Source organism: Ralstonia pickettii (genome assembly GCF_030582395.1).
Taxonomy (GTDB): domain Bacteria; phylum Pseudomonadota; class Gammaproteobacteria; order Burkholderiales; family Burkholderiaceae; genus Ralstonia; species Ralstonia pickettii_D.
On record NZ_CP104381.1, the window covers coordinates 2408625 to 2434695 of the forward strand.

At 63.7% G+C, this 26071-nt stretch carries 24 protein-coding genes, 1 tRNA gene and 1 pseudogene; 12 read left to right on the top strand and 14 right to left on the bottom strand.

Annotation, left to right across the window (positions count from 1 at the left end; all coding sequences use genetic code 11):
• Positions 1–13 precede the first annotated feature (13 nt).
• The 3 genes from N5B55_RS11665 (at position 14) to ilvD (ending at position 3111) form a co-directional block, all read left to right on the top strand.
• Positions 14–898 carry an NAD(P)-dependent oxidoreductase gene (locus N5B55_RS11665; protein WP_304538254.1) on the top strand — a complete coding sequence of 295 codons (885 nt, stop codon included), beginning with the start codon at positions 14–16 and terminating at the stop codon, positions 896–898.
• Positions 899–964: 66 nt separating this feature from the next.
• Positions 965–1049 (top strand) — tRNA-Leu (locus tag N5B55_RS11670).
• Positions 1050–1251: 202 nt separating this feature from the next.
• Positions 1252–3111, top strand: a complete 1860-nt coding sequence (gene ilvD / locus N5B55_RS11675; RefSeq protein ID WP_178960549.1) for a dihydroxy-acid dehydratase — start codon at positions 1252–1254, stop codon at positions 3109–3111.
• Between the two features lie 83 nt (positions 3112–3194).
• On the opposite strand, the gene dkgB is transcribed toward ilvD, so the two are convergent.
• The 3 genes and pseudogenes from dkgB to N5B55_RS11690 all read right to left on the bottom strand — a co-directional run.
• On the bottom strand, positions 3195–4001 hold the full coding sequence (dkgB, locus tag N5B55_RS11680; protein WP_304538255.1) for a 2,5-didehydrogluconate reductase DkgB: 807 nt from the start codon (positions 3999–4001) through the stop codon (positions 3195–3197).
• A gap of 24 nt (positions 4002–4025) precedes the next feature.
• Entirely contained in the window at positions 4026–5228 is a 1203-nt protein-coding gene (locus N5B55_RS11685; RefSeq protein WP_304538256.1) for an MFS transporter, read from the bottom strand.
• Positions 5225–5329, bottom strand: a pseudogene (locus N5B55_RS11690) (LLM class flavin-dependent oxidoreductase); the annotation flags it as partial. The pseudogene N5B55_RS11690 and the gene N5B55_RS11685, both read right to left, overlap by 4 nt.
• Positions 5330–5578: 249 nt before the next feature.
• Here N5B55_RS11690 and N5B55_RS11695 point away from each other — a divergent pair.
• Both N5B55_RS11695 and N5B55_RS11700 read left to right on the top strand, forming a co-directional pair.
• Positions 5579–6016, top strand: coding sequence for a MarR family winged helix-turn-helix transcriptional regulator (locus N5B55_RS11695; protein ID WP_304538257.1), 438 nt, complete (start codon positions 5579–5581; stop codon positions 6014–6016).
• 4 nt (positions 6017–6020) lie between these two features.
• The gene (locus N5B55_RS11700; protein ID WP_304538258.1) at positions 6021–7838 is read left to right on the top strand and encodes a chloride channel protein; all 1818 of its coding nucleotides are present in this window, start codon (positions 6021–6023) and stop codon (positions 7836–7838) included.
• Positions 7839–7840: 2 nt separating this feature from the next.
• On the opposite strand, the gene N5B55_RS11705 is transcribed toward N5B55_RS11700, so the two are convergent.
• Together N5B55_RS11705 and N5B55_RS11710 are read right to left on the bottom strand one after the other, a co-directional pair.
• Complete coding sequence (locus tag N5B55_RS11705) at positions 7841–9508, bottom strand: sensor domain-containing diguanylate cyclase (RefSeq protein ID WP_304538259.1); 1668 nt, start codon at positions 9506–9508, stop codon at positions 7841–7843.
• Position 9509: 1 nt separating this feature from the next.
• Positions 9510–10511 carry an NAD-dependent epimerase/dehydratase family protein gene (locus N5B55_RS11710; RefSeq protein ID WP_304538260.1) on the bottom strand — a complete coding sequence of 334 codons (1002 nt, stop codon included), beginning with the start codon at positions 10509–10511 and terminating at the stop codon, positions 9510–9512.
• An 80-nt stretch (positions 10512–10591) separates the two neighbouring features.
• On the opposite strand from N5B55_RS11710, the gene N5B55_RS11715 reads away from it, so the two are divergent.
• From N5B55_RS11715 to N5B55_RS11725, 3 genes are all read left to right on the top strand, one after another.
• Complete coding sequence (locus N5B55_RS11715; protein WP_065859954.1) at positions 10592–11641, top strand: CDP-6-deoxy-delta-3,4-glucoseen reductase; 1050 nt, start codon at positions 10592–10594, stop codon at positions 11639–11641.
• A gap of 271 nt (positions 11642–11912) precedes the next feature.
• A complete protein-coding gene (locus tag N5B55_RS11720) occupies positions 11913–13100 on the top strand; it encodes an acetylornithine transaminase (RefSeq protein ID WP_154206707.1) in 1188 nt (395 codons plus the stop codon).
• Between the two features lie 81 nt (positions 13101–13181).
• Positions 13182–13658 carry a GNAT family N-acetyltransferase gene (locus N5B55_RS11725; protein ID WP_304538261.1) on the top strand — a complete coding sequence of 159 codons (477 nt, stop codon included), beginning with the start codon at positions 13182–13184 and terminating at the stop codon, positions 13656–13658.
• 67 nt (positions 13659–13725) lie between these two features.
• On the opposite strand, the gene N5B55_RS11730 is transcribed toward N5B55_RS11725, so the two are convergent.
• The 7 genes from N5B55_RS11730 to N5B55_RS11760 form a co-directional block, all read right to left on the bottom strand.
• On the bottom strand, positions 13726–14442 hold the full coding sequence (locus N5B55_RS11730) for an ABC transporter ATP-binding protein (protein ID WP_009241298.1): 717 nt from the start codon (positions 14440–14442) through the stop codon (positions 13726–13728).
• Positions 14443–14458: 16 nt separating this feature from the next.
• Positions 14459–15235 (bottom strand): ABC transporter ATP-binding protein, encoded by a 777-nt coding sequence (locus tag N5B55_RS11735; RefSeq protein WP_009241299.1) that lies wholly within the window; start codon positions 15233–15235, stop codon positions 14459–14461.
• 13 nt (positions 15236–15248) lie between these two features.
• Entirely contained in the window at positions 15249–16376 is a 1128-nt protein-coding gene (locus N5B55_RS11740) for an ABC transporter permease subunit (RefSeq protein WP_027680741.1), read from the bottom strand.
• A 13-nt stretch (positions 16377–16389) separates the two neighbouring features.
• Positions 16390–17325, bottom strand: coding sequence for a branched-chain amino acid ABC transporter permease (locus N5B55_RS11745; RefSeq protein ID WP_009241300.1), 936 nt, complete (start codon positions 17323–17325; stop codon positions 16390–16392).
• 210 nt (positions 17326–17535) lie between these two features.
• Positions 17536–18744 (bottom strand): branched-chain amino acid ABC transporter substrate-binding protein, encoded by a 1209-nt coding sequence (locus N5B55_RS11750; protein WP_065859957.1) that lies wholly within the window; start codon positions 18742–18744, stop codon positions 17536–17538.
• Positions 18745–19198: 454 nt separating this feature from the next.
• Positions 19199–20182, bottom strand: a complete 984-nt coding sequence (gene ispH / locus N5B55_RS11755; protein ID WP_065859958.1) for a 4-hydroxy-3-methylbut-2-enyl diphosphate reductase — start codon at positions 20180–20182, stop codon at positions 19199–19201.
• Position 20183: 1 nt separating this feature from the next.
• On the bottom strand, positions 20184–20672 hold the full coding sequence (locus tag N5B55_RS11760; RefSeq protein WP_065859959.1) for an FKBP-type peptidyl-prolyl cis-trans isomerase: 489 nt from the start codon (positions 20670–20672) through the stop codon (positions 20184–20186).
• Positions 20673–20791: 119 nt separating this feature from the next.
• Here N5B55_RS11760 and radC point away from each other — a divergent pair, with 119 nt between their 5' ends.
• From radC to nadB, 4 genes are all read left to right on the top strand, one after another.
• Complete coding sequence (gene radC, locus N5B55_RS11765; protein WP_304538262.1) at positions 20792–21466, top strand: RadC family protein; 675 nt, start codon at positions 20792–20794, stop codon at positions 21464–21466.
• A 180-nt stretch (positions 21467–21646) separates the two neighbouring features.
• Positions 21647–21880, top strand: coding sequence for a 50S ribosomal protein L28 (gene rpmB, locus N5B55_RS11770; RefSeq protein WP_004631999.1), 234 nt, complete (start codon positions 21647–21649; stop codon positions 21878–21880).
• A 13-nt stretch (positions 21881–21893) separates the two neighbouring features.
• Positions 21894–22064: a 50S ribosomal protein L33 gene (gene rpmG / locus N5B55_RS11775; protein WP_003262397.1), complete on the top strand. Its 171-nt coding sequence runs from the start codon at positions 21894–21896 to the stop codon at positions 22062–22064.
• A gap of 177 nt (positions 22065–22241) precedes the next feature.
• Positions 22242–23843: an L-aspartate oxidase gene (gene nadB, locus N5B55_RS11780; protein WP_178960557.1), complete on the top strand. Its 1602-nt coding sequence runs from the start codon at positions 22242–22244 to the stop codon at positions 23841–23843.
• Positions 23844–23852: 9 nt separating this feature from the next.
• On the opposite strand, the gene nadC is transcribed toward nadB, so the two are convergent.
• Positions 23853–24752 carry a carboxylating nicotinate-nucleotide diphosphorylase gene (nadC, locus tag N5B55_RS11785; RefSeq protein WP_178960558.1) on the bottom strand — a complete coding sequence of 300 codons (900 nt, stop codon included), beginning with the start codon at positions 24750–24752 and terminating at the stop codon, positions 23853–23855.
• Positions 24749–25897, bottom strand: a complete 1149-nt coding sequence (gene nadA, locus N5B55_RS11790) for a quinolinate synthase NadA (RefSeq protein WP_065859963.1) — start codon at positions 25895–25897, stop codon at positions 24749–24751. Before nadA ends, nadC begins: the two co-directional genes overlap by 4 nt.
• Positions 25898–26071: the final 174 nt, after the last annotated feature.

The window sequence follows — 26071 nt, forward strand, 5'->3', positions numbered from 1 at the left end:
GCAGAGATTCGCCATGACACGCATTGCCTTCATCGGCCTCGGCAACATGGGCACGCCGATGGTCCAACACCTGATTGCCGCCGGGCACACCGTGCGCGCCTATGTGCGCCGTCCGGAAGCCGCCGACAACGCCCGCGCCCTCGGCGCCGAGCCCTGCAACACCCCCGCTGAAGCGGCGCGCGATGCGGAGGTCATCTTCACCAACGTGACGTCCACGGCCGATGTGGAAAGCGTGCTGCTGGGGCCGGATGGTGTCATCCATGGCGCGCCGCGTGGTGCCGTGTGCATCGATCACAGCACGATCTCCGCCGTGGCCACGCGCCGGATCGCGGCCGATTTGGAAGCGGCGGGACTGGAGTTCCTGGATGCGCCGGTCTCAGGCGGCACCGCAGGCGCGCAGAAGGCCACGCTGTCGATCATGGTTGGCGGCAAGGCCGATGTGCTGGAACGCGTGCGGCCGCTGCTGCAACTGCTGGGCACGACGATCACGCACGTCGGCGGCCACGGTGCAGGCCAAGTCGCCAAGGCGTGCAACCAGATCGTGCAGGTCATCAATATCCAGGGCATTGCCGAAGCCATGCTGTTTGCGCGCGCCCAGGGGACCGACCCGTCGCGTGTGCTGGCTGCCATCGGCCCGGGCTTTGCGGGCAGCCGCATGCTCGACCTGGAAGGGCCCAAGATGGCCGAGCGCAACTTTGCCGCCGGCATCGAAGCGCGCCTGCACGACAAGGATTTCGGCCTGGTGCGCGAGATCGCCCAGGAACTCGGCCTGCAGATGCCGGCGATGGAACTGGTGGCTTCGCAGCTCAATACGCTGGTGGCCAACGGCTGGGGGTATGACGATACGGCGTCGCTGCTGCGCGTGCTCGAGCAGCAGAACAAGCAGCAGACCGATTGAGCGCCTTTCGGCCCGCCTTGTTCGGATGGCCGGACTTCTGGCATAATTGCCGGCTCATCAGCACCTGCCCGAGTGGTGAAATTGGTAGACGCAGGGGACTCAAAATCCCCCGCCGCAAGGCGTGCCGGTTCGATTCCGGCCTCGGGCACCAGAATTCAAGCCGCTTCTGTTCACGCAGAAGCGGCTTTTTCATTGGACGCCCGGCAACGCAACGGCAGCCGGCAACACGCCCCGCGCGGCGTGGGATAATGGCGGTTTTGCCCCGGGCGCGGCTCAAGAGGTTGATCGCACGGGCGCGCGAGGGCCTTTATCCGCGTGGCCCGCCCCACCATCGACATTCTTCAGCACCCAAAATGCCCGCATACCGTTCCAAAACCTCCACCGCCGGCCGCAACATGGCGGGGGCACGCTCGCTCTGGCGCGCCACCGGCATGAAAGACGAAGACTTCCAGAAGCCCATCATCGCGGTGGTCAATTCGTTCACCCAGTTTGTTCCCGGCCATGTGCACCTGAAAGACCTGGGGCAGCTCGTCGCGCGTGAAATCGAAGCCGCGGGCGGGGTTGCCAAGGAATTCAACACAATCGCCGTGGACGACGGCATCGCCATGGGCCACGACGGCATGCTGTATTCGCTGCCCAGCCGCGACATCATTGCCGACTCGGTTGAATACATGGTCAACGCGCACTGCGCCGATGCCATGGTCTGCATCTCCAACTGCGACAAGATCACCCCGGGCATGCTGATGGCCGCCATGCGCCTGAACATTCCGGTGATCTTCGTCTCGGGCGGCCCGATGGAAGCGGGCAAGACGCGCCTGGCCAACCCCGTCACCAAAGCCATCGAAATCAAGAAGCTGGATCTGATCGACGCGATGGTGATCGCGGCCGACAGCAAGTATTCCGACGAGGAAGTGGCGGAAGTCGAGCGCTCGGCGTGCCCGACCTGCGGTTCGTGCTCGGGCATGTTCACGGCCAACTCGATGAACTGCCTGACCGAAGCGCTCGGCCTGTCGCTGCCGGGCAACGGCACCGTGGTCGCCACGCACGCAGACCGCGAGCAGCTCTTCAAGCGCGCCGGCCGCCGCATCGTTGAACTCGCCCGCCAATACTACGAGCAGGAAGATGAGCGCGTGCTGCCGCGCTCGGTCGGCTTCAAGGCATTTGAGAACGCCATGACGCTCGACATCGCGATGGGCGGCTCGACCAACACGATCCTGCACCTGCTGGCCATCGCGCAGGAAGCGGAGATCGACTTCACGATGGCGGACATCGACCGCCTTTCGCGCGTCGTGCCGCAGCTGTGCAAGGTCGCGCCGAACACGAACAAGTACCACATCGAAGACGTGCACCGCGCCGGCGGCATCATGGCCATCCTGGGTGAGCTGGACCGCGCCGGCAAGCTGCACACCGACGCACCCACCGTGCACGCGCCCACGTTGAAGGACGCGCTGGACCAGTGGGACATCGTCCGCACGTCGGATGAAGCCGTGCAGACCTTCTACCGTGCCGGCCCGGCGGGTATCCCGACGCAGGTCGCGTTCAGCCAGAACACGCGCTGGCCGAGCCTGGACCTGGACCGCGCCGAGGGCTGCATCCGCTCGAACGAGCATGCGTTCTCGAAGGAAGGCGGCCTGGCCGTGCTGAGGGGCAACATCGCGCTGGACGGCTGCGTGGTGAAGACCGCCGGCGTGGATGAAAGCATCCTCGTGTTCGAAGGCACGGCGCACGTGACGGAATCGCAGGACGAAGCGGTCGCGGACATCCTGGCCGACAAGGTCAAAGCCGGCGACGTGGTGGTCGTGCGCTACGAAGGCCCGAAGGGCGGCCCCGGCATGCAGGAAATGCTGTACCCGACCAGCTACATCAAGTCCAAGGGCCTGGGCAAAGCCTGTGCGCTGCTGACGGACGGCCGCTTCTCGGGTGGTACGTCGGGGCTGTCGATCGGGCACTGTTCGCCGGAAGCGGCTGCAGGCGGCGCGATCGGCCTGGTGCGCAACGGCGACAAGATCCGCATCGACATCCCCAACCGCACGATCAACGTGCTGGTGTCGGACGAAGAACTCTCACGACGCCGCGAAGAGCAGAACGCCAAGGGTTGGAAGCCCGCGCAGCCGCGTCCGCGCAAGGTATCGGCCGCACTCAAGGCGTACGCCAAGTTGGTCATGTCGGCGGACAAGGGCGCGGTGCGCGACCTGTCGCAACTGGACGACTGATGCAACACGGGCCCAGCGCGCGATCCACGTGAAAAAAGCCGCTCTTCGGAGCGGCTTTTTCTATTGCGCTGGTGGCGCGGTGCTCAATCCCACTGCGGCGAGAGCCCGTCTGGTGAAACCTCGCGGCCGTTGCGCTCAAGCCCGGCAATCTGAGCCATGTCTTCGTCCGTCAGGTGCAGCGTTTGCGCGCGCAGGTTGCTCGCAAGATGCTCTCGCTTGGTTGACGACGGGATCACCGAGTAGCCCAACTGCATCGCCCACGCCAGCACGACCTGCGCCGGCGTCGCTTCGTGCCGCTGTGCGATCGCGCCGATCACCGGATCGCCCAGCACCTTGCCGTAGGCGAGCGTCATGTACGACGTGACGTGGATGCCCTCGCGCTGCAGAAATTCGACGAGCTTGCGATTTTGCAGATACGGGCTCAGTTCGATCTGGTTGGTGGCGATGGCGTCTTTGCCAGCCACCGCAATCGCCTGCTGCGTCAGGGCGATGTTGAAGTTCGAGACGCCGATCTCGCGCGTCAAACCCCGAGCCTTCGCTTCGGCCAGCGCGGTCATGAATTCTTCGAGCGACACGCCGTTGTTGGGCGCCGGCCAATGGATGAGCGTGAGGTCGACGTAATCGGTGCGCAGCTTGGTGAGGCTGTCTTCGAGACTCGTCACCAGCTTGCTCCGGGCGTAGTTGTCGACCCAGATCTTGGTCGTCAGGAACAGGTCTTCGCGGCGCACGCCGGAGCTGGCAATGGCCTCGCCTACCTCCGCTTCATTGCCGTAGATTTGGGCGGTGTCGATGACGCGGTAGCCGAGTTCGAGGCCATTGCGGACCGAGTCGATGACAGCCCGGCCCTTCAGGCGAAACGTGCCGAGGCCGAAAGCGGGAATCTTGTTCATCGTGTGCTCCAAGGGGAAATCGAATCAGGGGTTCATCGCAAGGCGCGCCCGGCGCTGCACGACCTGCAGAACCACCAGCGCAAGGCCTGCCGCGGCGATCACTGCGCCGACAATCGGCACCGCCGCATAGCCCAGTCCTGCGGAGATGGCGGCGCCGCCCGCTGCTGCGCCCAGCGCGTTGCCGAGGTTGAACGCGCCCACGTTCACGGACGATGCAAGCCCCGGTGCCTCAGCTGCGGCACGCATCACGCGCATCTGCAGCGGCGGTACGACCGCGAAGGTGGCGATGCCCCACACCAGCAACGCGGCGGCCGCACCGATGTGCGTCTTGGCGAGCACGGGGAACGCGAGCATCGTCACGATCAGCAGCAACAGAAAGCCGATCAGGCTGCCGTCGAGCGAGCGATCTGCCAGGCGGCCGCCGGCCATGTTGCCAATCGAAAAACCGATGCCGATCAGCACCAGCATCGCCGTCACGAATGCCGGCGAGGCGCCGGTCAGTTGCGCAAGCGTCGGCGCAACATACGTGTAGAGCGTGAACATCGCGCCCGCGCCGAGCACCGTGGTGGCAAGCGCGCCCAGCACGACGGGACGCGTCAGGACCGCGAGTTCGGCGCGAAGGTTGGGCATCTTGCCGGCATCGCCCCTCGGCAACGCGGTAATCAGACCCGCAATGGCGATCAGGCCGAGGCTTGCCGTGGCGGCAAACGACATGCGCCAGCCGATCAGTTGGCCGAGCCAAGTCGCAGCCGGCACGCCCCCAACGTTGGCGATCGTCAGGCCCATGAACATCGTTGCGACGGCGCTGGCCTGCTTGTCGCGCGGTACGAGGCTGGCGGCAACCACCGATCCCAGCCCGAAGTACGCGCCGTGATTGAGGCTGGTGACGAGCCGCGCGAGCAGCAGCGTCGTGTAGTCCGGCGCAACGGCTGACAGCAGGTTGCCGATGGTGAAGATGCTCATCAGCGCAATCAGCGCCTTGCGCCGTGGCCAGCGTGCGAGCAGCAGCGTCATGATCGGCGCGCCGACCATCACCCCGATCGCATACGCGCTGACCAGCATGCCAGCCTGCGGAATCGATACATGCACGCCGTCGGCAATCACGGGCAGCAAGCCCATCGGCGAAAACTCGGTGGTGCCGATGCCAAAGGCGCCAGCGGCAAGCGCGAGCAGCGGCAGCGTCGGGCTGTTGCGAGTGGGCTCGGCAGAGGTGTGGTTGGGGTTCATGCGATGCACTCCAAAGTAGAAGAATGGAAAGCGGGCAGACCCTCTGCCGCGATTTCCGCAAACGTTTCAGCAAGCGGGCGACGATTTCGGCGGAAATGCAATGCGTCCGGCGCGTGCGCCAAGGCGACGGCGCAGCAGCGAGCGTCCACGACCGGCGTAATGACCATGGATGGCAGTGTGGAGGTTCCGCCTGTGCGGAAAAACCCGCCCGCCCACGAAACAGTCTTGATTGGCAATCAACAATCCGTGCGCCCCGGAATGCACTCAAGGTCGGCCACACAGCCGCACGGCAGGCTTTCCCAGATATGTCACGCCATGATATATTCCGGCCCGAACCGTTTGATTTCGCCATGTCTGCGCCAGCCCGACCTTTGTCCAAACAGGATTTCGAGAACCTCTCTGATTTCCGCTACCACCTGCGCCGCTTCCTGCGCGCCTCTGAAGACCTGATCCACGCCAAGGGCATCACGCCGTTGCAGTATCAGCTGCTGCTCCACGTGAAAGGCTATGCCGGGCGCGAATGGGCCACCGTTGGCGAACTGGCCGAGCGCCTGCAGGCCGCGCCGCATGGCACGGCGGCGCTCATCACACGCTGTGAAGAAGCGGGCCTGGTCGAACGTCGATCGAGCGACACCGACGCGCGCCAGGTGGAAGTCCATCTCTCCAGGAAGGGTGATCACCTCGTCACGCTGCTGGCCGGGCTGCACCAGAGTGAGCTGTCGGCCTTCAGACGCGCGTTCAAGCTTCCGCACCTCGATCAACCCGTCGAACCGCCCGCCGAGCAGTAACCTCATGCACACCGTTGAACACACACCCCATCGGCGCGACTTTGCAACCGATACCACGCTGTTCCGCACCACGGCGCTGGCCGTCGTCATCGCGGCGTTTGCCACATTGGCCGCCGTTGCGCTGCTCAACCTGATCCGCTTCTTCACCAACCTGTTCTTCTTCCAGACGTTGTCGCTGGCGGACCGCTCGCCGGCCGCCAACACGCTGGGCGCCTGGGTGATTGCGGTACCGCTCATCGGTGGGCTGATCGTCGGGCTGATGGCGCGCTTCGGTTCGGAGAAGATCCGCGGCCACGGCATTCCCGAGGCCATCGAAGCCATCCTGTTCGGCAAGAGCAAGATGTCGCCGAAGGTGGCGGTGCTCAAGCCGCTGTCGTCGGGCATCGTGATCGGCAGCGGTGGCCCGTTTGGCGCGGAAGGCCCGATCATCATGACGGGCGGCGCGATCGGCTCGCTGTTCGCGCAATTTTTCAAGCTGACGGCCGCCGAGCGCAAGACACTGCTGGTGGCCGGCGCCACGGCAGGCATGACGGCCGTGTTTGGCACGCCGGTGGCCGCGCTGCTGCTGGCGGTGGAACTGCTGTTGTTCGAGTGGCGCCCGCGCAGCATGCTCCCCGTGGCGGTGGCGTGCGCCGTGGCGGGCTTCCTGCGTGTGCTGGTGTTGGAACCCGGCCCCCTCTTTCCACTGGACACCGCGCCTGCGACGCTGCCTGCGCTGGGCTCGTGCGTGGTCGCCGGGTTGCTGTGCGGCGCGCTGGCGCGTTCGCTGTCGATGGCGTTGTACAAGACCGAAGATCTGTTCGGCCGCCTGCCGATCCACTGGATGTGGTGGCCGGCCATCGGTGGCCTGGTGGTGGGCATTGGCGGCTATTTCGAGCCGCGTGCGCTGGGCGTCGGCTACGACGTCATCGGGGATTTGCTGCACAACCATCTCGCCATCCGCGTGGCGCTGGCGCTGCTGGTGGTCAAGGCCATCATCTGGGTGATCGCGCTGGGCTCGGGCACGTCTGGCGGGGTGCTTGCCCCGCTGCTGATGATGGGCGCCGGCTTGGGGGTGTTGATCGGCCCGGTGCTCCCCGGCGGCGACCCGGGCCTGTGGCCGCTCGTGTGCATGGCGGCCATGCTGGCCGGCGTCCTGGGCGCCCCGCTCACAGCCATCGTCTTCGCCTTCGGGCTCACACACGATGTGAACGCGCTGCTGCCGATCCTGCTGGCGGTGGCGGTGTCCTACGGTTTTGTCGTGCTGACCATGCCGCGCTCGATCATGACCGAGAAAATCGCACGGCGCGGCTTCCACATCTATCGCGAATACGCCGTCGACCCACTGGAGCGTCACGCGGTGCAAGAGGTGATGACGCGATCCGTGCAGACCATCGACGCACACGCCACGCTGGCCGACACACTCGCCAGCCGCTTTGGTGAACAGCAGGCGCACCGTGCGTTTCCAGTGGTGCAAGGTGGGCCGAATCGCACCTTGGTCGGCATGCTCGACCGCGATGCGCTGCTGGCAGGCCAGAAGCGTGGTGCCGTCGCCGTGGCCGAGTTGTTTGGTGCGAATGCCCCCGTGATGGCGTTGCCCGGGGAGACCTGCCGTATCGTCGCCACCCGCTTGGCAGTGCATGGGCTGGAGCGGCTGCCGGTGGTGGCCGATTCGCAATCGCGCGCGCTGGTGGGCATTGTTTCGCGCAGCGACCTCGTCAAACCTTCGCTGGCATTTTTTGATGAGGAACAGCGCCGCGAGCGCTTCCGCCGCGTGCCGCTGTCGGGCACGCGCACGCAGCTCGCACTTCGCCGCCGGCGCGCAAGCCGCGTCGCGCGCTAGTCTCAGCCGGCCACGTGCCGGTTGCGCCCGGTTTCCTTGGCGCGATACAGCGCCAGATCGGCGCGCTTGAGCATCTCCGAGGCAGTATCGCCCGGCCGGCAGACCGTCATGCCCATGCTGACGGTCATCGACAGCCCCGTCGGGAAACTCTCATCGGTCTCGGCCACCGCCGTACGCAGGCGCTCCGCCACCTCGGTGGCGGTTTCAAGCGTGGTGCGGCCCATCACCATGGCAAATTCCTCGCCGCCCAAGCGCCCGACCAAGTCACTGCTGCGCAGTACGCCCGTGGCAAGCGACGCAAAGCGCTGCAGCGCCATATCCCCCACAGCGTGGCCCCACGTGTCGTTGATGCGCTTGAAATGATCCAGGTCGGCCAGCACGAGCACGAGCGGTTCGGCGCGGTTGTGGGAACGCGTGAGCACCGTATCGAACAGCGCCAGGAAGCGGCGGCGTGTCAGCACGCCCGTCAGATGGTCGAAATGCGCCTCGTTGGCGAGCGCGCTGTTGGTGCGCTGCAGTCGCTGGTTCAGATGGCGCGTCACGCGGTGGTGCTGCCGCTCGCGCACCAAAGACCACGCCACCAGCACGAACGTCGCCAGCACGCTCACGAACAGCACAAAGCCAATCATGCGATTGCGCGCGTGGTTGGCGATCTGCTGGCTCCACCCCGGCAGCGGCTCGGCCACGACGACGGTGAGGTCTGCGCTCGCATTGCGCGACACGGTGAGCGATGGCATCGCACTGCCCTCGCGCCAGGCCAGCGCATCGCGCACTTCGGCCGGCACCCAGCTGGGCACGTCGTGATGCGCCTTTGCGCTAGGCTGATACGGCCAGGGCTCAAAGTCGACGCGCTGGTAAGCGTTGTAGCGGTCGGTGGCGCCCATGCGCTGCAGGCGCGCATCCGGGAGGATCTTGCCCACCAGCGACGCATCCGTGGACAAAATGATCAAACCGTTCGGATCGGTCACCAGCGATGTCGGGTGCGACACCCAATGCTGCAACCGTGACAGACTTACCTTGGTGCCCATGACCGCGACCAGGTAACCACCGGCGTCATACACCGGCGCGGCGAAGAACAGGCCCGGCAGGCCCGTCACCCGCCCGACGGTGAACTGCTCGCCCAGGCCGCCCAGCAATGCCTCCTTCATATAAGGCTGCATGCTCGACTGCACGCCGACGAGCGAATCGGCACGGCCGGCGTTATTGGCCAGCACCACGTAATTGTTCTGGTTCACGACCCATACGTAGTCCAGCCCGAGATTGCCGGCGGTGGCGTTCAGGAATGCGTCGATGTCGACCACTTCCGGGTGTGACATCGCCTGTTCGGCACGCGAGCCCTGGTCCATCAGATTCCAGCGCCGGGTATCGACGCGCTGCACCGCGCGCGGGATGGCGTCGATCTGCGCCAGCGTCTGCGGCAGCGCGCGCAGCAAGGCCACGTCGGCCGTGATCTGGCTCGACATCCCCTCCGCCACCTGGGCGGCAAGCTGGCGCCGCGCCTCGACCATTTGCTGCATGTCGCGTGCGCTCATCGTGTCGGCCACGAAGCAGGCGGCAAACCACGAGACGCCCACGCCCACCAGCACCGCAGACAGCCAAAGCCCCCAGCGCGCCGCGCGCAGCCGGGCTCCGTGCGACAAGGTTGCAGAGGCGGGCCCAGGCGCCTTCACGTCAGGCCTCGCTGCTCAGGAAATCCGCCACCGTCGGGTAGCGCAGCGCCACACGCAACTCGCGCGCAAGCCGTGTATTGCGCAGCCGGCGCGATTCGCTCATGAAGGACAGCAGCGCCGGCTCGATCTGCTGGAGGGCCTCCGCACGGGAAATGCGCGGCGGGCGCTGCAAGCCGCGCGCGTCGGCCACGGCGTCAAAGTAATCGCCCATGCGCAGCTCCGATGCGTCGGTGGCATGCACGATGCGCTGCGGTCTCCCCCGGAACAGCGCGGCAATGACCGCGCGCGCCAGGTCATCGGCGTGGATGTGGTTGGTGTAGACATCGTCCTGCGCGCGCAACGCAGGCGTTCCGCGTTCGAGCCGGGCAACGGGCAGCCGGTCCGCTGCATAGATGCCGGGAATACGCAAAATCGACGTGCGCCAAGCGCCGCCCGCACCGAACCAGCGCACGCGGCGTTCGGCGGCGACGCGGCGTTGTGCACGGGCGGTGCTCGGTTTCACGGGCCGGGATTCGTCGACCCAGGCACCGCCCGCATCGCCGTAGACGCCGCTGGTGCTGGCATACACGAACGCGCGTGCTTGGAGGGGGGTTTTCAAGCGGCCAGTGAGGCCACCCGACCTGCGCGCCCGCTCGGGTAAAATGCGTGGTTTTGTAGCGCGGGAATCCGGAGACGGTTGCGCCAGCGTGTGCAGTAGCGCAGCAGTACGCGGATCATCGTCGCCAACAGCAGGCGGCGGTGCCAGATGCAGCACGCGAGGGCTTAAGCCGCGCAGGCGGCGCAACGACGCGGCATCGTCGAGATTGGCGACAATCGGCACGGCACCCGCTTCGCGCAACGCAGCGCGGCCTTCGAGACGCGAGGTGACGGCAAAGACGCGAAAACGCGTGCGGAGCAATGTCAGGCAGCGTTGCCCGACATCGCCGCAGCCGACGATCAGCACGCGTGGAAGTCCCAGGCGTGGCGCAGGTTTGGATGGCCGAGCGACTGACTGATTCATCATCGGCCGTGCTGCCGGATTGACCACCATTGCATGCCCAGACGGGCGACCAGACACTCTTTTCAACATATTCGGATTGTAGTATGGCTTATCAGATCAACGTGCTGCCCAGCGGCCGCCAGTTCCAGGCCGAAGACGGCGAGACCATCCTTGCAGCGGCGCTGCGCCAGGGCATCGGCCTGCCATACGGCTGCAAGAACGGCGCGTGCGGCTCGTGCAAGGGCCATGTGCGCGAAGGCTCTGTCGTCCAGGGCAACCACTCGCCCAACGCGCTGACCGCCCAGGAGGCCACCGAAGGCCGCGCGCTGTTCTGCTGTGCCACGCCGGCCACCGACGTCACCATCGAAGTGCGCGAAGTGCACGGCGCCGGCGATGTCCCCATCAAGAAGATCCCGTGCCGCGTCGCGTCGCTGGAAAAGGCCGCGCCGGACGTCACCATCGTCAAGCTGCAACTGCCTGCCACCGAGCGTATGCAATTTCTGGCCGGGCAGTACGTGGAATTCCTCCTGCGCGACGGCAAGCGCCGTAGCTACTCGATTGCCAACCCGCCGCACGACGACGGCCCGATCGAGCTGCACATCCGCCACATGCCGGGCGGCGCCTTTACCGACTACGTATTCGGCGCCAAGGAAGGCGCCCCGGCCATGAAAGAGCGCGACATCCTGCGCTTCGAGGGCCCGCTGGGCAGCTTCTTCCTGCGTGAAGAATCCGACAAGCCGATCATCCTGCTGGCCTCGGGCACCGGTTTCGCGCCCATCAAGGCCATCGTCGAGCATGCGCAGTTCATCGGCAGCACGCGGCCGATGACGCTGTACTGGGGCGGGCGTCGCCCGCAAGACCTGTACATGCACGCCAAGGCCGAAGAATGGGCGCGCACGCTGCCCAACTTCACCTACGTGCCGGTCGTCTCCAACGCCCTGCCGGAAGACGCTTGGACGGGCCGCACCGGCTTCGTGCACCAAGCGGTGATGGCCGACCACCCAGATCTGTCGGGTCATGAGGTCTACGCCTGCGGCGCGCCTGTGGTGATCAACTCGGCGCGTACGGACTTCGCCGCCCAATGCGGAATGCATCCGGACGCGTTTTTCGCCGATTCCTTCACCTCAGAGGCCGACCTACATCCGGCCGGCTGACGTTGCACAAATCCAAACAGGGTCAAAATTTCGTTTTGACTTGACTTGGCATCCGTCTTATTCTTCCGCCTTATGAACCAAGCCCTGCATCTCCGACGCCGCCGCACGTTGCTCCCTCCGGGAAGCCACGCGGCTGTCTGCTGATTGCATATCGGGTTCACAAGATTCGACGATCACAAGGCCACGGGGCGCCCCCCGTGGCCTTTGTCTTTTTCCAACGCGCGTTTTTTCGGTTTTTCATCTTCCTGCCGCCTTTTTCTGGAGCTTTGCCATGGCGTTTGCTGACTACCCCGTCCAGTCCCTGATGTACATCACCAACCGGCCCGAGATCGTCTTCACCGAAGGCAAGGGCTCGTGGCTGACGGACCACAACGGCAAGCGCTACCTGGACTTCGTACAAGGCTGGGCCGTCAACTGCCTCGGCCACTCCAACGACGGCATGATCGAAGCGCTGAACGCGCAGGCCCGTAAGCTGATCAACCCGAGCCCGGCGTTCTACAACGAGCCGATGGCCAAGCTGGCCGGCCTGCTGACGGCGCACAGCTGCTTCGACAAGGTGTTCTTCGCCAACAGCGGCGCCGAAGCCAACGAAGGCGCCATCAAGCTGGCCCGCAAGTGGGGCAAGAAGCATAAGAACGGCGCGTTCCAGATCATCACGTTCGACCACAGCTTCCACGGCCGCACGCTCGCCACCATGAGCGCATCGGGCAAGGCCGGCTGGGACACCATCTTCGCGCCGCAGGTGCCGGGCTTCCCGAAAGCCATCCTGAACGACATCGCGTCGGTGGAAGCGCTCATCACCGACGAGACTGTCGGCGTGATGCTTGAGCCCGTGCAAGGCGAAGGCGGCGTGCTGCCGGCCACGCCCGAGTTCATGCAGCAGCTGCGCGCGCTGACCAAGAAGCACAAGATCCTGTTGATCGTTGATGAAGTGCAGGCCGGTTGCGGCCGCTGCGGCACGCTCTTCGCCTACCAGCTCTCGAACATCGAGCCGGACATCATGACGCTCGGCAAAGGCATCGGCGGTGGCGTGCCCCTCTCGGCCCTGCTGTGCACGGATGAAGTCGCCAGCTTCGAGGCCGGCGACCAGGGCGGCACCTACAACGGCAACCCGCTGATGACGGCCGTCGGCTGCTCGGTGATCGAGCAACTGCTGGCGCCGGGCTTCCTGGCGGGCGTGCAGGAACGCGGCACCTATCTGCGCACGCAACTGCTCAAGCTGAGCGACGAGTTTGGCCTGGCCGGCGAGCGCGGTAACGGCCTGCTGCGCGCGCTGCTGCTCGGCAAGGACATCGGCGGCCAACTGGTCGAGGCCGCTCGCGAGATGAACCCGACGGGCCTGCTGCTGAATGCTCCGCGCCCGAACATCCTGCGCTTCATGCCTGCGCTCAACGTGACGCCCGAAGAGATCGACACGATGATCGGCATGCTGCGCACGTTGCTGAAGGCGCACGCCTAAGGCGTACTGCATACCCTGGGGCGGCGCGCAATGCGTCGCCCTGCATCGCCCTATACCCCTGTTCCCACTCCGAGGTTTGCCATGGCCGTGACGCGAGAAGTGCCGGACACGGGGATCGTGTTGTCCGATGATTCCGCGTGGCTTCCGCTGGACGATATCTACAACTTCCTGTCACAGGAGACGTTCTGGGCCCGCGGCCTGCCGCGCGATGTGTTCGACCGATCGGTTGCAAATTCGCTCTGCTTCGCCGCTTATCGGCTGAACGGCGATGGCTCACATGGGGAGCTTGTTGGTTTTGCGCGCGTCATTACCGATCGGGCGACGTTCGCATACCTGTGCGATGTGTTCGTGCTGCCGGCGATGCGCGGGAAAGGCATCTCACACGCTTTGATGGACTTCCTGCGCGAGCACCCCGACCTGCAGACGCTGCGCCGCACAGTGCTCGTAACAACGGGCGCCGACTGGCTTTATCGCAAACACGGCTTTGCCGATTTGCAGGAGGGTGTCGGGTTCATGCAATTGCATCGGCCGAATATCTACACGGCGGCTTCTGCCTGAAACGCGGGTCGCGCGCGAAAGAAAAAGCCCCGCAATTGCGGGGCTTTCTCGTGGTGCTTGAGGGTGCTTACTCGCCCAGGTAGGCTGCACGCACCTTCGGGTCGTCCAGCATCTGCTTGGCATCGCCGCTCATGGTGATGAGACCGGAGTCCATCACGTAGCCGCGGTGCGCTGCCTGCAGAGCGAGGCGCGCGTTCTGCTCAACGAGCAGCACGGTCACCCCTTGCGCCGAGATGTCGCGCACGACCTCGAAGATCTTTTCCACCATGATCGGAGAAAGACCCATCGACGGCTCGTCCAGCAGCAGCAGCTTCGGTTGGCTCATCAGCGCACGCGCCATGGCCAGCATCTGCTGCTCGCCGCCCGACATCGTGCCGGCCAGCTGGTTTGCACGTTCCTTCAGGCGCGGGAAGATGCCGAACATGCGGTCGATGTCGGCCTTGATGTTGGCCTCGTCGTTGCGCGTGAAGGCACCCATCTGCAGGTTCTCGACGATGGTCATGCGCGCGAACACGCCGCGGCCTTCTGGCACCATCGCCAGACCCTGCTTGAGCAGGTTGTAGCTCGGCACGCCCTTGATGGACTTGCCCAGATACTGCACGTCACCGCCGGCCCAGCCCTGCAGGCCGGTGATGGCCTTCATGGTGGTCGTCTTGCCGGCGCCGTTGGCACCGATCAGCGTGACCAGCTCACCTTCGCGAATCTCCAGATCCACGCCCTTGACCGCCTGGATGCCGCCGTATGCGACCTTCAGGCTGTCGATCTTCAACATTACTGGTTTCATATTCCGTTCCTCTGCGTCAGTGCGCTGACGCGCCGAGGTAGGCCTCGATCACGGCCGGGTTGCTTTGCACTTCATGTGGCAGGCCTTGTGCGATCACCTTGCCGTAATCCAGCACGGTCAGGCGGTTGCACAGGCCCATCACCAGCTTCACATCGTGCTCGATCAGCAGGATGGTCTTGCCGTCGGAACGGATCTTGTCGAGCAGGCCGCGGAGTTCCACCTTCTCCGTGGCGTTCATGCCGGCGGCCGGCTCGTCCAGGGCCAGCAGCTTGGGCTGCGTGGCCAGGGCACGGGCGATTTCCAGACGACGCTGGTGGCCATACGACAGGTTGCGCGCCGTGTAATTGGCGTACTTGCCGATGCCGACATAGTCCAGCAGGTCATGCGCCCAGTCTTCGATCGACTGCTCTTCCTCGCGTGCCGCCTTGGTGCGGAACACCGCGCCGATCAGGCCCGCCTTGGTGCGCACGTGGCGGCCCACCATGACGTTTTCCGCCGCGGTCATGTCGCCAAACAGGCGGATGTTCTGGAACGTGCGAGCAATGCCGGCCTTGGCCACTTCGTGCACAGCGGTCGGCTGGTAGGGCGTGCCGCCCAGCACAAACTCGCCTGCGTCAGGCGTGTACAGGCCCGTGATGACGTTGAAGAACGTAGTCTTGCCGGCGCCGTTCGGGCCAATCAGACCGTAGATTTCGCCTTCGCGAATTTCCAGGCTCACATCGGACAGCGCTTGCAGGCCGCCGAAACGCTTCTGGACTCCTCGAATCGAGAGGAGGACGTTGTTGTTGCTCATGTGCGTGCCTCCTTCAGATACGGGACAGTCCACCAGCCCGCTGCTTTTGCGGACGGTCTTCCTTGCGCGGCGAGGGCCACAGGCCCGCAGGGCGATACAGCATCACCACCACCATCGCCAGGCCGAACAGCAGCTGACGAAGCACTTCCGCTTCCACGATCACATGGCCAAACAGCTTGTTCTGCACCGGCTCGGCCAGCGCACGCAGCAACTCCTGGAAGCCGACCAGTAGAATGCCGCCCAGGATCACGCCCGGGATATGGCCCATACCGCCCAGCACCACGATCGCCAGGATGTAGATCGACTCCCACAGCACGAACGATTCCGGCGACACGAAGCCCTGGAACGAGGCGAACATCGCACCCGACACACCACCGAACGACGCACCCATCGCAAAGGCCAGGAGCTTGATGTTGCGGGTGTTGATGCCCATCGCCTTGGCGGCGATTTCATCTTCACGCAGCGCAACCCATGCGCGACCGATACGCGAGTTCTGCAACCGCAGGCACACGATGATGATGATCGCCGCCAGGATCACGAACAGGTAGTAGTACATGTAGACCGAGTCGAAGCGGATGCCGAAGAAATCGTGGCGCTTCGAGAAGTCGAAACCGAAGATCTTGACCGGCTCGATCAGGTTGATGCCCTTCGGACCGTTGGTGATGTTCACCGGTCGGTCGAGGTTGTTCATGAAGATACGGATGATTTCACCAAAGCCCAGCGTCACGATGGCGAGGTAGTCACCGCGCAGCTTCAGCACCGGCGTGCCCAGCAGAATGCCGAACAGCGCCGCCAGCCCGGCACCTAGCGGAATCACCCACCAGACGATGAGGTGCAGCCCATTGGGGAACAGGTTGTGGATCCACTCGAACTGGTTGGTCAGGTGCGGCGAACCCAGCAACGCCATCATGTAGGCACCCACCGCGTAGAACGCGATGTAGCCCAAGTCGAGCAGGCCGGCAAAGCCCACCACGATATTCAGGCCCAGGGCCAGCATGATGTACAGCAGTGCGAAGTCCAGCACGCGCACCCAGTAGTTGCCACCTGCGGCTCCCACGATGAACGGCGCGAAGATCGCAAGGATCAGGAAGCCGTACAGCGCGGCGCGCGTCTTCATCGGCGCTTTGAAATTTTCTGTCATGGCGCTCCCCTTCTTATGCGCGGTCCGCAACGCGTTCGCCCATGATGCCGGACGGGCGGAACAGCAGCACGCCAATCAGCACGATGAATGCGAACACATCCTGGTAGTTCGAACCGAACACACCGCCAGTCAGATCGCCGATGTAACCGGCACCCAGTGCTTCGATCAGGCCCAGCAGCATGCCGCCGACCATGGCGCCGGCCAGGTTGCCGATGCCGCCCAGCACCGCGGCGGTAAACGCCTTCAGGCCGGGGATGAAGCCCATGTAGAAGTGGGCGTTGCCGTAGTTGGTCGCCATCATTACGCCGGCAACCGCAGCCATGGCCGCACCGATCATGAAGGTGGCGGAGATCACGAAGTTCGGGTTGACGCCCATCAGGCCGGCCACACGCTGGTTCTCGGCGGTCGCACGCATTGCGCGGCCGAGCTTGGTGCGGTTGACCAGCAGGATCAGGCCGACCATCACCAGGATCGACACCAAGATGATGACGATTTCCTTGCCCGTGATGGTCGCGCCCGTGGAGCCGATATCAATCGGGTTCGAGGGCAGCAGTTGCGGGAAGGTCAGCGGGTTGCGCGACCAGATCATCATCGCCAGCGTCTGCAGCACGATCGACACGCCGATCGCCGTGATCAGCGGCGCCAGGCGCGGCGCGTTGCGCAGCGGCCGGTAGGCGACACGTTCGATGGTGTACGCCACGATGGCGCAGACCGGCATCGCAAACAGCAAGGCGAACACCAGCGTGAGCCAGTCAGGCAGATTGGGGAAATATTTCTGGAGGAAGTTGATGGCAGTCAGGGCAGACATTGCACCGACCATCAGAACATCGCCGTGGGCGAAGTTGATGATGCCGAGAATACCGTAGACCATGGTGTAGCCAAGTGCGATCAGCGCGTAAATGCTGCCGAGCACCAGACCGTTCACGATCTGCTGGATAAAGATATCCATGAGAACAGCTCCTGCTATGCCTTGCTTTGTTGTAGGCGACGGGATGACGTGCCCGCAAGGTATGCGATCAATCGGATGGGTAAGGTGAGGTTGCTGGTAAGCGGCCTGCCGAACGCGCCCATGGTGAGGGCCTTGTGTAACTGGCGAGGCTATAAAAAACGGCACCGCTAGGGTAGGCGCGGTGCCGTTTTCAGGGCGGTAGCCCTTCGATTACATCTTCACAACGTCAAGAACGCTCTTCTTCTTGTCCTTGTAGTTGTACAGGGTGATGGAGCCTTGCTTCAGGTCACCCTTGTCGTCGAACGCGATGTTGCCGATCACACCGTTGTAGTTGGTTGCCGGCATGGCAGCCAGGATCTTGGCAGCGTCGGTCGAGTTGGCACGCTTCATCGCGTCGATGATCACGTTGACAGCGTCATACGTGAACGGTGCGTAGATCTGCACCGGCGTGTTGAAGCGCGCTTGGTACTTCTTCTCGAAGTCCGCGCCCTTCTCCATCTTCGACAGCGCCAGGCCTGCTTCCGAGCAGACGATGTTGTCGATCGCGTCGCCGGCCAGTTCGGCCACCTTGTCGGTACACACGCCGTCGCCGCCAACGATCTTGGCCGTGATGCCCAGTTCCTTGGCTTGCTTGGCGAACGGACCGCCGGTGGCGTCCATGCCGCCGTACATGATCACGTCCGGCTTCTTGCCCTTGATCTTGGTCAGAATGGCCTTGAAGTCGGTCGCCTTGTCGTTGGTAGCCTCACGCGCCACGACGTTCACGCCGTCAGCCTTCGCGGTCTTCTCGAACTCGTCGGCCAGACCCTTACCGTAGGCGGTGGCATCGTCAACAATTGCCACGGTCTTGGCGCCCAAGGTCTTGGCGGCGTAGTTCGCCAGTGCCGGGCCTTGCTGCGCGTCAGTCGCAACCACGCGGTAGGTGGTCTTGAAGCCTTGCTTGGTGTAGTCGGGGTTGGTCGACGACGGCGAGATCTGCACGATGCCTGCATCGCTGTAGATCTTCGAGGCCGGGATCGAAACGCCCGAGTTCAGGTGACCGACAACGGCAACAACGTGCTCGTCAACCAGCTTCTGCGCCACGGCGGTACCGGTCTTCGGGTCGCCTGCATCGTCTTCACCGACCAGTTCCAGCTTGATCTTCTTGCCGTCGATGGTCAGGCCTTCCTTGTTGGCTTCTTCAACGGCCAGGCGTGCACCGTTTTCGTTGTCTTTGCCAAGGTGAGCAATACCGCCCGTGAGCGGAGCCGCGTGACCGATCTTGATGACGGTCTCGCCGCCACCGGCAGCAGCAGCCGGAGCCGACGTTGCTGCAGGTGCAGCAGCTTGGTCTGCGGGCTTTTCCTCGTTCTTACCGCAAGCTGCTACGAGTGCCACGGCAGCCGCAAGCGGCAGAACTTTGGCAAACTTAATTTGCATGAGTGATCTCCTAGATCTCGCAAGAGCAAGAAGAGCGTCCTGCCTCCCGGCCGCTCCCCCCGCGCCGATTGTTTCAATTTGAAACGCGCGAATTGTATCCCCTTTTATTGCGGATGCAATACGCGTCGCAACAACGATTTTTGCAGTAACTACGCCGCTTTACGGGCTTTCCCCAATGCCCAAACAGGCGTCATTTCGCGCAGGCATTCGCGAACGGCGCCTAGGCATATCAAGAAGCGTGCCAGAGTAGGGGAAACCCCCTATCCAGGCGGCCTCGCGAGCGATTTCCACGGTAAATCAAGGCCTCGCCGGTATTGGAGGCGTTTCCGCGGCGCACAAAACAAAACGGCCACTCCCAGAAGAAGTGGCCGTTGATTCATCAAAAGCGCTTTATGCACCGCATTAGGGCGCACCGTTTTTGTGCGCTTTTAAGTGGGCATTTACATAAAGGGATTCAATTCATTTGAAGCCCCCTCGGAAGGGGGAAGGACATGTTTTCCTGAATGCCGTCGAGCGGACGCACGGTGCGTGCACCCAGCGCCTTGAGCCGATCGACGATCGATTGCGCCAACTCCTCGGGAGCCGACGCACCGGCGGTCAGGCCCACGCGACGCTTGCCGGCTACCCATTCAGGTTTGACCTGTTCAGGCGTATCCACCATATAGGCAGGCACTCCAAGCTTTTCGGCCAACTCGCGCAGGCGGTTCGAGTTCGAGCTGTTCGGGCTGCCGACTACGATCACCACTTCCACTTGCGGTGCCATGAACTTCACAGCGTCTTGCCGATTCTGCGTCGCGTAGCAGATGTCCTGCTTCTTCGGCTCGTGCACCGCCGGAAAGCGCGCCTTGATCGCAGCAACAATTTCCTGGGTCTCATCCACAGACAGCGTGGTTTGCGTCACGTACGCTAGGCGCGTCGGGTCCTTCACTTCGAGGTGCGCAACGTCGTCGACGGATTCGACCAACAACATGCCGTCGTTGGCCTGGCCCATGGTGCCCTCCACCTCGGGATGGCCCTTGTGCCCGATCATGATGATCTCGAAACCCTGCGCGCGCATCTTCGAGACTTCCACGTGCACCTTGGTCACCAGCGGGCACGTCGCATCGAACACGCGCAAGCCGCGCGCCTCGGCCGCCTCGCGAACCGCCCGCGACACACCATGCGCGCTGAAGATGACCGTGCCGCCCACCGGCACGTCGTCAAGTTCCTGCACGAACACCGCGCCCTTGTTGCGCAGATCGCCAACGACATAGGCGTTGTGCACGATCTCGTGGCGCACGTAGATGGGCGCGCCAAACAACTCCAGTGCGCGCTCGACGATCTCGATGGCGCGATCCACGCCGGCGCAGAAGCCGCGCGGCTGCGCCAGCAAGACTTCAGCGTCGGCCTGGGTGACAGGATCAATTGAATCGAGCGGGGCGTTCACAGCGTGGCTCATATCAGAGAATGCCGATCAATTGGACTTCAAACACGATCGTCTGGCCAGCCAGCGGGTGGTTGAAGTCGAACAATGCGGAGGTCTCACCGACTTCCTTGAGGACGCCGGCATATTTACCGCCGCTCGGCGCATTGAACTCAACCAGGTCGCCCGGCTGGTAATCCTCTTCGAACGACGAGTTTTCGCGCAGCGTGGCCAGTGACACCCGCTGCAGCAGTTCAGGATTGCGGGGGCCGAACGCGTGCTCGGGAGCCAGGCGGAACGTCGTGCGCTCGCCTTCGCGCATACCGAGCAGTGCTTGCTCCAGCGTGGGGGCCATCTGGCCTTGGCCGAGCAGCAGCGTTGCCGGCTTGTCGTCGAAGGTGGTGACGATGTCCGTGTCGTTTTCGAGCGCGATGCGATAGTGCAGCGTCAGAAATGAATCCGGGCCGACCACCTTGCCTGCGCCGCTTGGCGTCGTCGCGGACGCCTCGTTCACCAAATTTTGCACGCTCAACCTGCTTGACCAAAAAGTAACCCGCTATTGTACGTCAGCCCTCCGGGCGGCCGCAGGCGCGGCGTGCGCCGCACTCCGGCGTGCAGGGCCTTCCCTATCGCTCATCTCAACCTATGGCAATCGTCGACTGGCCGGCCCACGAGCGGCCACGTGAAAAACTGCTCGCCCATGGCCCCACGGCCCTCTCCGATGCGGAACTGCTGGCCATCTTCCTGCGCGTGGGGATGCCGGGCAAAAGCGCCGTCGACCTCGCCCGGGAATTACTCACCCACTTCGGGTCGCTCGCGCGCCTGTGCCACGCGTCACAACAAGAGTTCTCGTCAATCAACGGCATGGGCCCCGCCAAATACGCGCAATTGCACGCCCTGCTGGAAGTTGCGCGACGCGCATTCAAAGAAGACTTCGCTCGCGGCCAGACCTTTGATTCGCCACAAAGCGTGAAGGATTTTTTACGCCTCACGCTCGGCCATCGCCCGCACGAGGTGTTCGCATGCTTCTTTCTAGATGTGCGACACCGGCTGATTGCCTGGGAAGAACTCTTCCAGGGCACGCTGACGGAAGCCCGCGTGTACCCGCGCGAAATCGCCAAGCGCGCGCTGCACCACAATGCGGCTGCAGTGATCCTGGCCCATAACCACCCCACGGGCCATACCGAACCCAGCGAATCCGACATCAACCTGACCCGCGAGTTGCGTCGCGCGCTGGCCTTACTCGACGTGATTGTTCTGGATCACATGATCGTTGGCCGCAGCGACGTTTATGGCTTCCTCGAACACGGCAAAATGTAGTGCCGATGCCGCATCGCGAGGTCCCCAACGGCAATCCATCGATCTCGTTGATTTGTCAGCAGTTTTGTGTGTATAATCCGCGTTTCGCTGAAGTCCCACCTCTACAGTGGCGCTGCGCTTGGTTTTGGTCCCAGCGCCCGGTCGCAAACTGTAGCCAACGAATTTAGTTAGGAGTGCTCCATGGCACGCGTCTGTCAAGTGACCGGGAAAGCGCCGATGGTCGGCAATAACGTTTCCCACGCAAACAACAAGACCAAGCGCCGTTTTCTGCCGAACCTGCAGAATCGCCGCTTCTGGGTCGAATCCGAAAACCGCTGGGTCAGCCTGCGCGTCTCGAACGCTGGTCTGCGCCTGATCGATAAAAAAGGCATCGACGAAGTGCTCGTGGATCTGCGCGCACGCGGCGAAGTCTAATTAGGAGTTAAACATGGCCAGCAAAGGCGGACGCGACAAGATCAAGCTGGAATCGACCGCAGGTACGGGTCATTTCTACACGACCACCAAGAACAAGCGCACCAAGCCGGAAAAGATGGAGATCATGAAGTTCGATCCCGTCGCCCGCAAGCACGTCGCTTACAAGGAAACCAAGATCAAGTAATCCTCGCGGATTGCGCATCTTGTTTCCGTCGGCATGACCGACAGCAAAAACCCGCTTTCAGGCGGGTTTTTTGTTGCCTGCTGTTTGGTGCATGCTGCGGTGTACACTGCTCTTCTTTCCGATTGACACGCGACTGTGTTACCACCAGCCGCGCTTGCACCGCGTCCCGCGTCTTCCATGAATTTCGATGTTGCCGTTGTTGGCAGCGGCTTGGCGGGCCTGACCGTCGCCCTGCACCTAGCCGATCACCGTCGCGTGGTTGTCATCAGCAAACGCAGCCTGCCGGAAGGCGCAAGCGATTGGGCGCAGGGTGGCATTGCCGCCGTGCTCGATTCGGGCGACAGCCACGATGAGCACGTCGACGACACGCTCATCGCCGGGGCTGGATTGTGCGATGAAGCTGCCACCCGTTACATCGTCGAAAACGGGCGCTCGGCCATTGAATGGCTGATTGGCCATGGCGTGCCTTTCACACGCGACGAGCAGGCTGAACTCGGCTTCCACCTGACGCGCGAGGGCGGCCACCGCCATCGACGCATCATCCATGCCGCCGATGCCACGGGCCATGCTGTGGTCACGACGCTCGTCGAGAAGGTGCGCAATCACCCGAACATCACGCTGCTGGAAGACCACTTCGCGATCGACCTGATTACCGACGCGAAGCTCGGTCGTCCGGGCATGCGCTGCCATGGCCTCTACGCGCTCGACATTGCATCGGGCCATGTCAAGACGATTACCGCCAGCCAAACCGTGATGGCCACGGGCGGCGCGGGTAAGGTCTATCTCTACACGACGAATCCGGACACGGCCAGCGGCGACGGTATTGCCATGGCCTGGCGAGCGGGCTGCCGCGTGGCGAACATGGAGTTCATCCAGTTCCATCCCACGTGCCTGTACCACCCCTTCGCGAAGTCCTTCCTGATTACCGAAGCCGTGCGCGGTGAAGGCGGCAAGCTGATCCTGCCCGACGGCACGCGTTTCATGCCCGCGCACGACGATCGCGCCGAATTGGCTCCACGCGATATCGTCGCTCGCGCGATCGACTTCGAGATGAAGAAACGTGGCCTGGACTGCGTTTATCTGGACATCAGCCATCAGAGCCCGGCGTTCCTCAAGGAACATTTCCCGACCATCATGGCGCGCTGCCTGGAGCTGGGCATCGACATCACGCGCGAACCGATTCCGGTTGTGCCGGCGGCGCACTACACCTGCGGCGGTGTGGTGACGGACCACCTCGGGCGCACGGATATCGCCGGCCTGTACGCCGTTGGCGAGACGGCATACACCGGCCTGCACGGCGCCAACCGGCTGGCGAGCAATTCGTTGCTGGAATGCATGGTGATCGGGCGTGGCGCGGCGGAAGACATCCTCGCGCAACCGCCCTCGGACCCCACATCGGTGCAGATTCCCGCATGGGATGAGAGCCGCGTGACCGACCCCGATGAGGAAGTCGTCGTCTCACACAACTGGGACGAGCTGCGTCGCATGATGTGGAACTACGTCGGCATCGTGCGCACGAACAAGCGACTCGAGCGGGCGCAGCACCGCATTGCGTTGTTACGCGAAGAGATTACGGAGTACTACGCCAACTTCCGCGTGAGCCACGATCTGCTGGAGTTGCGTAACCTCGTCGAGGCCGCCTCGCTGATTGTCGACAGCGCGCTGTCACGGCATGAGAGCCGCGGCCTGCATTTCTCACGCGACTACCCTGAAACGCTGCCCAAGGCGCTGCCGACGGTCATGCAGCCGACCCATCGACAGATCGCCCGGAAACGCTGAGGCTTAGGCTTACTCGACGATCCGCAAAGAGAAGTCGGTCGCGCGCACGTCTTTCGTGAGCGCGCCGACGGAGATGCGGTCCACGCCCGTCTCGGCAAAGGTGCGGATCGTCTCGATGTTGACGCCGCCGGACACCTCCAGCAGCGCCCTGCCCGCGGTCAAGCGCACAGCCTCGCGCATCGCGGCCGGCTCGAAGTTGTCGAGCAGCACGGAGGTGGCACCGGCCGCCAGCGCCTCATCCAGCTGAGCGAGCGTTTCCACCTCGATCTGGATCGTCACACCGGCATTCAACGCCTGCGCTGCACGCAGGGCCGCCGTCACGCCACCCGCCGCAGCGATATGGTTTTCCTTGATCAGGATGCCGTCGTACAAGGCCAGACGTTGATTCTCCCCGCCACCAATCCGCACCGCGTACTTCTGCGCCAGACGCAAGCCCGGCAGCGTCTTGCGCGTGTCGAGCACGCGGGCGCGCGTGCCTTCGACGGCAGCGGCGTAACGCGAAGTCGCCGTCGCCACACCGGACAGCAACTGCAGGAAGTTCAGCGACGGGCGCTCCGCCGTCAGCAGCGAACGCGCCGGGCCTTCGATCTCGCACACCACGGAATCGGGTGACATGCAATCGCCTTCGTGCTGGCGCCACGTGACGCGCAACGCCGAGTCAACGGCGCGCATGCAGGCGTCAAACCAGGGCGTGCCACAGAGCACAGCATGCTCGCGCACGATCACGCGCGCGCGCGCATGGCGATCGGCGGGGATCAGCAAGCCAGTGCGGTCGCCCGTGCCAACGTCCTCGGCAATGGCTGTCGCCACGTTGGCAGACAACGCCTCGCGCAGTGCCGGGCCAAAGCTATCGAAAATTGCCTCAGCCGCGGGGGCGAGACGCGTCGTGTTCATCTGCGCTGCCGTCATGCCGGGCCGATTCCTTGAAAGAGTTGTGCGTTGGCGGCCAGGTCGCCTTGTGGGCGAACCGCGGCTTTCTCGCGCGCGGCAAAGTCCAGCATGCGGTCGATGCAGACCACGGCTTGTTGCCCGATGACCGGATCGACGTGGATCTCGTTGCGACCGGTTTCCAGCACCTCAGCCAGATTGGTCAGCGCATTCATCGCCATCCAGGGGCAATGCGCGCAGCTTTTGCAGGTGGCCGCATTGCCAGCGGTCGGCGCCTCGATGAAGCGCTTGCCCGGGGCGGCCATGCGCATCTTGTGCAGGATGCCGTTGTCGGTCGCGACGATGAACTCCTGCGCCGACAACGACTGGGCCGCCGCAATGAGCTGCGAAGTCGAACCCACCACATCAGCCTGTGCCACCACCGATTCCGGCGATTCCGGATGCACAAGGATCTTCGCGTTCGGGTGCTCAGCGCGCAGCAGGTCAAGCTCCACGCCCTTGAACTCGTCGTGCACGAGGCACGAGCCCTGCCACATCAGCATATCGGCGCCGGTCTGCTTCTGAATGTAGCTGCCGAGGTGGCGATCGGGTGCCCACAGGATCTTCTTTCCCTGCGCGTGCAGGTGCTGCACGATCTTCAGGCCGATGGAAGACGTCACCATCCAGTCCGCGCGCGCCTTCACGGCGGCGCTGGTATTGGCGTAGACGACCACAGTGCGATCCGGATGCGCGTCGCAGAAAGCGGCGAACTCATCCGGCGGGCAGCCCAGATCCAGAGAGCAGGTGGCGTCCAGATCCGGCATCAGTACGGTCTTTTCGGGGCTCAGGATCTTGGCAGTCTCGCCCATGAAGCGCACGCCAGCCACGATCAATGTCTTGGCCGAATGGTCGCGGCCAAAGCGCGCCATTTCCAGCGAATCGGATACGCAGCCACCGGTTTCCTCGGCTAGATCCTGCAGGTCGGCGTCAACGTAGTAATGCGCGACCAGCACGGCCTCACGTTCCTTGAGGAGACGCTTGATGCGGGCCTTCAGGTCGTCGCGTTCCTCACGCGACAGCACCGGCGGCACCTTGGCCCAGGCGTGGGCCACGCAACTTGCACCGGATTGCGCATCGGAAAGCATATCCGGGCGCTCGAATTCAACCGTCTTGATGTGGGTTTCCATGGTGGTCTCCGCGTCCATTCACGCTGTGAAGGCGCCAAGAAGCTGGCGCGGCAATGAAACGGACGGCGTGTGAGGAGGACTGGCACCGCGATACATTGTCGCGGCGTATTAAAAATGGGAATTGGGGCAGTTTACCCAAAAGAAAAGCCCCGCTGCGGAGCGGGGCTTCACCTA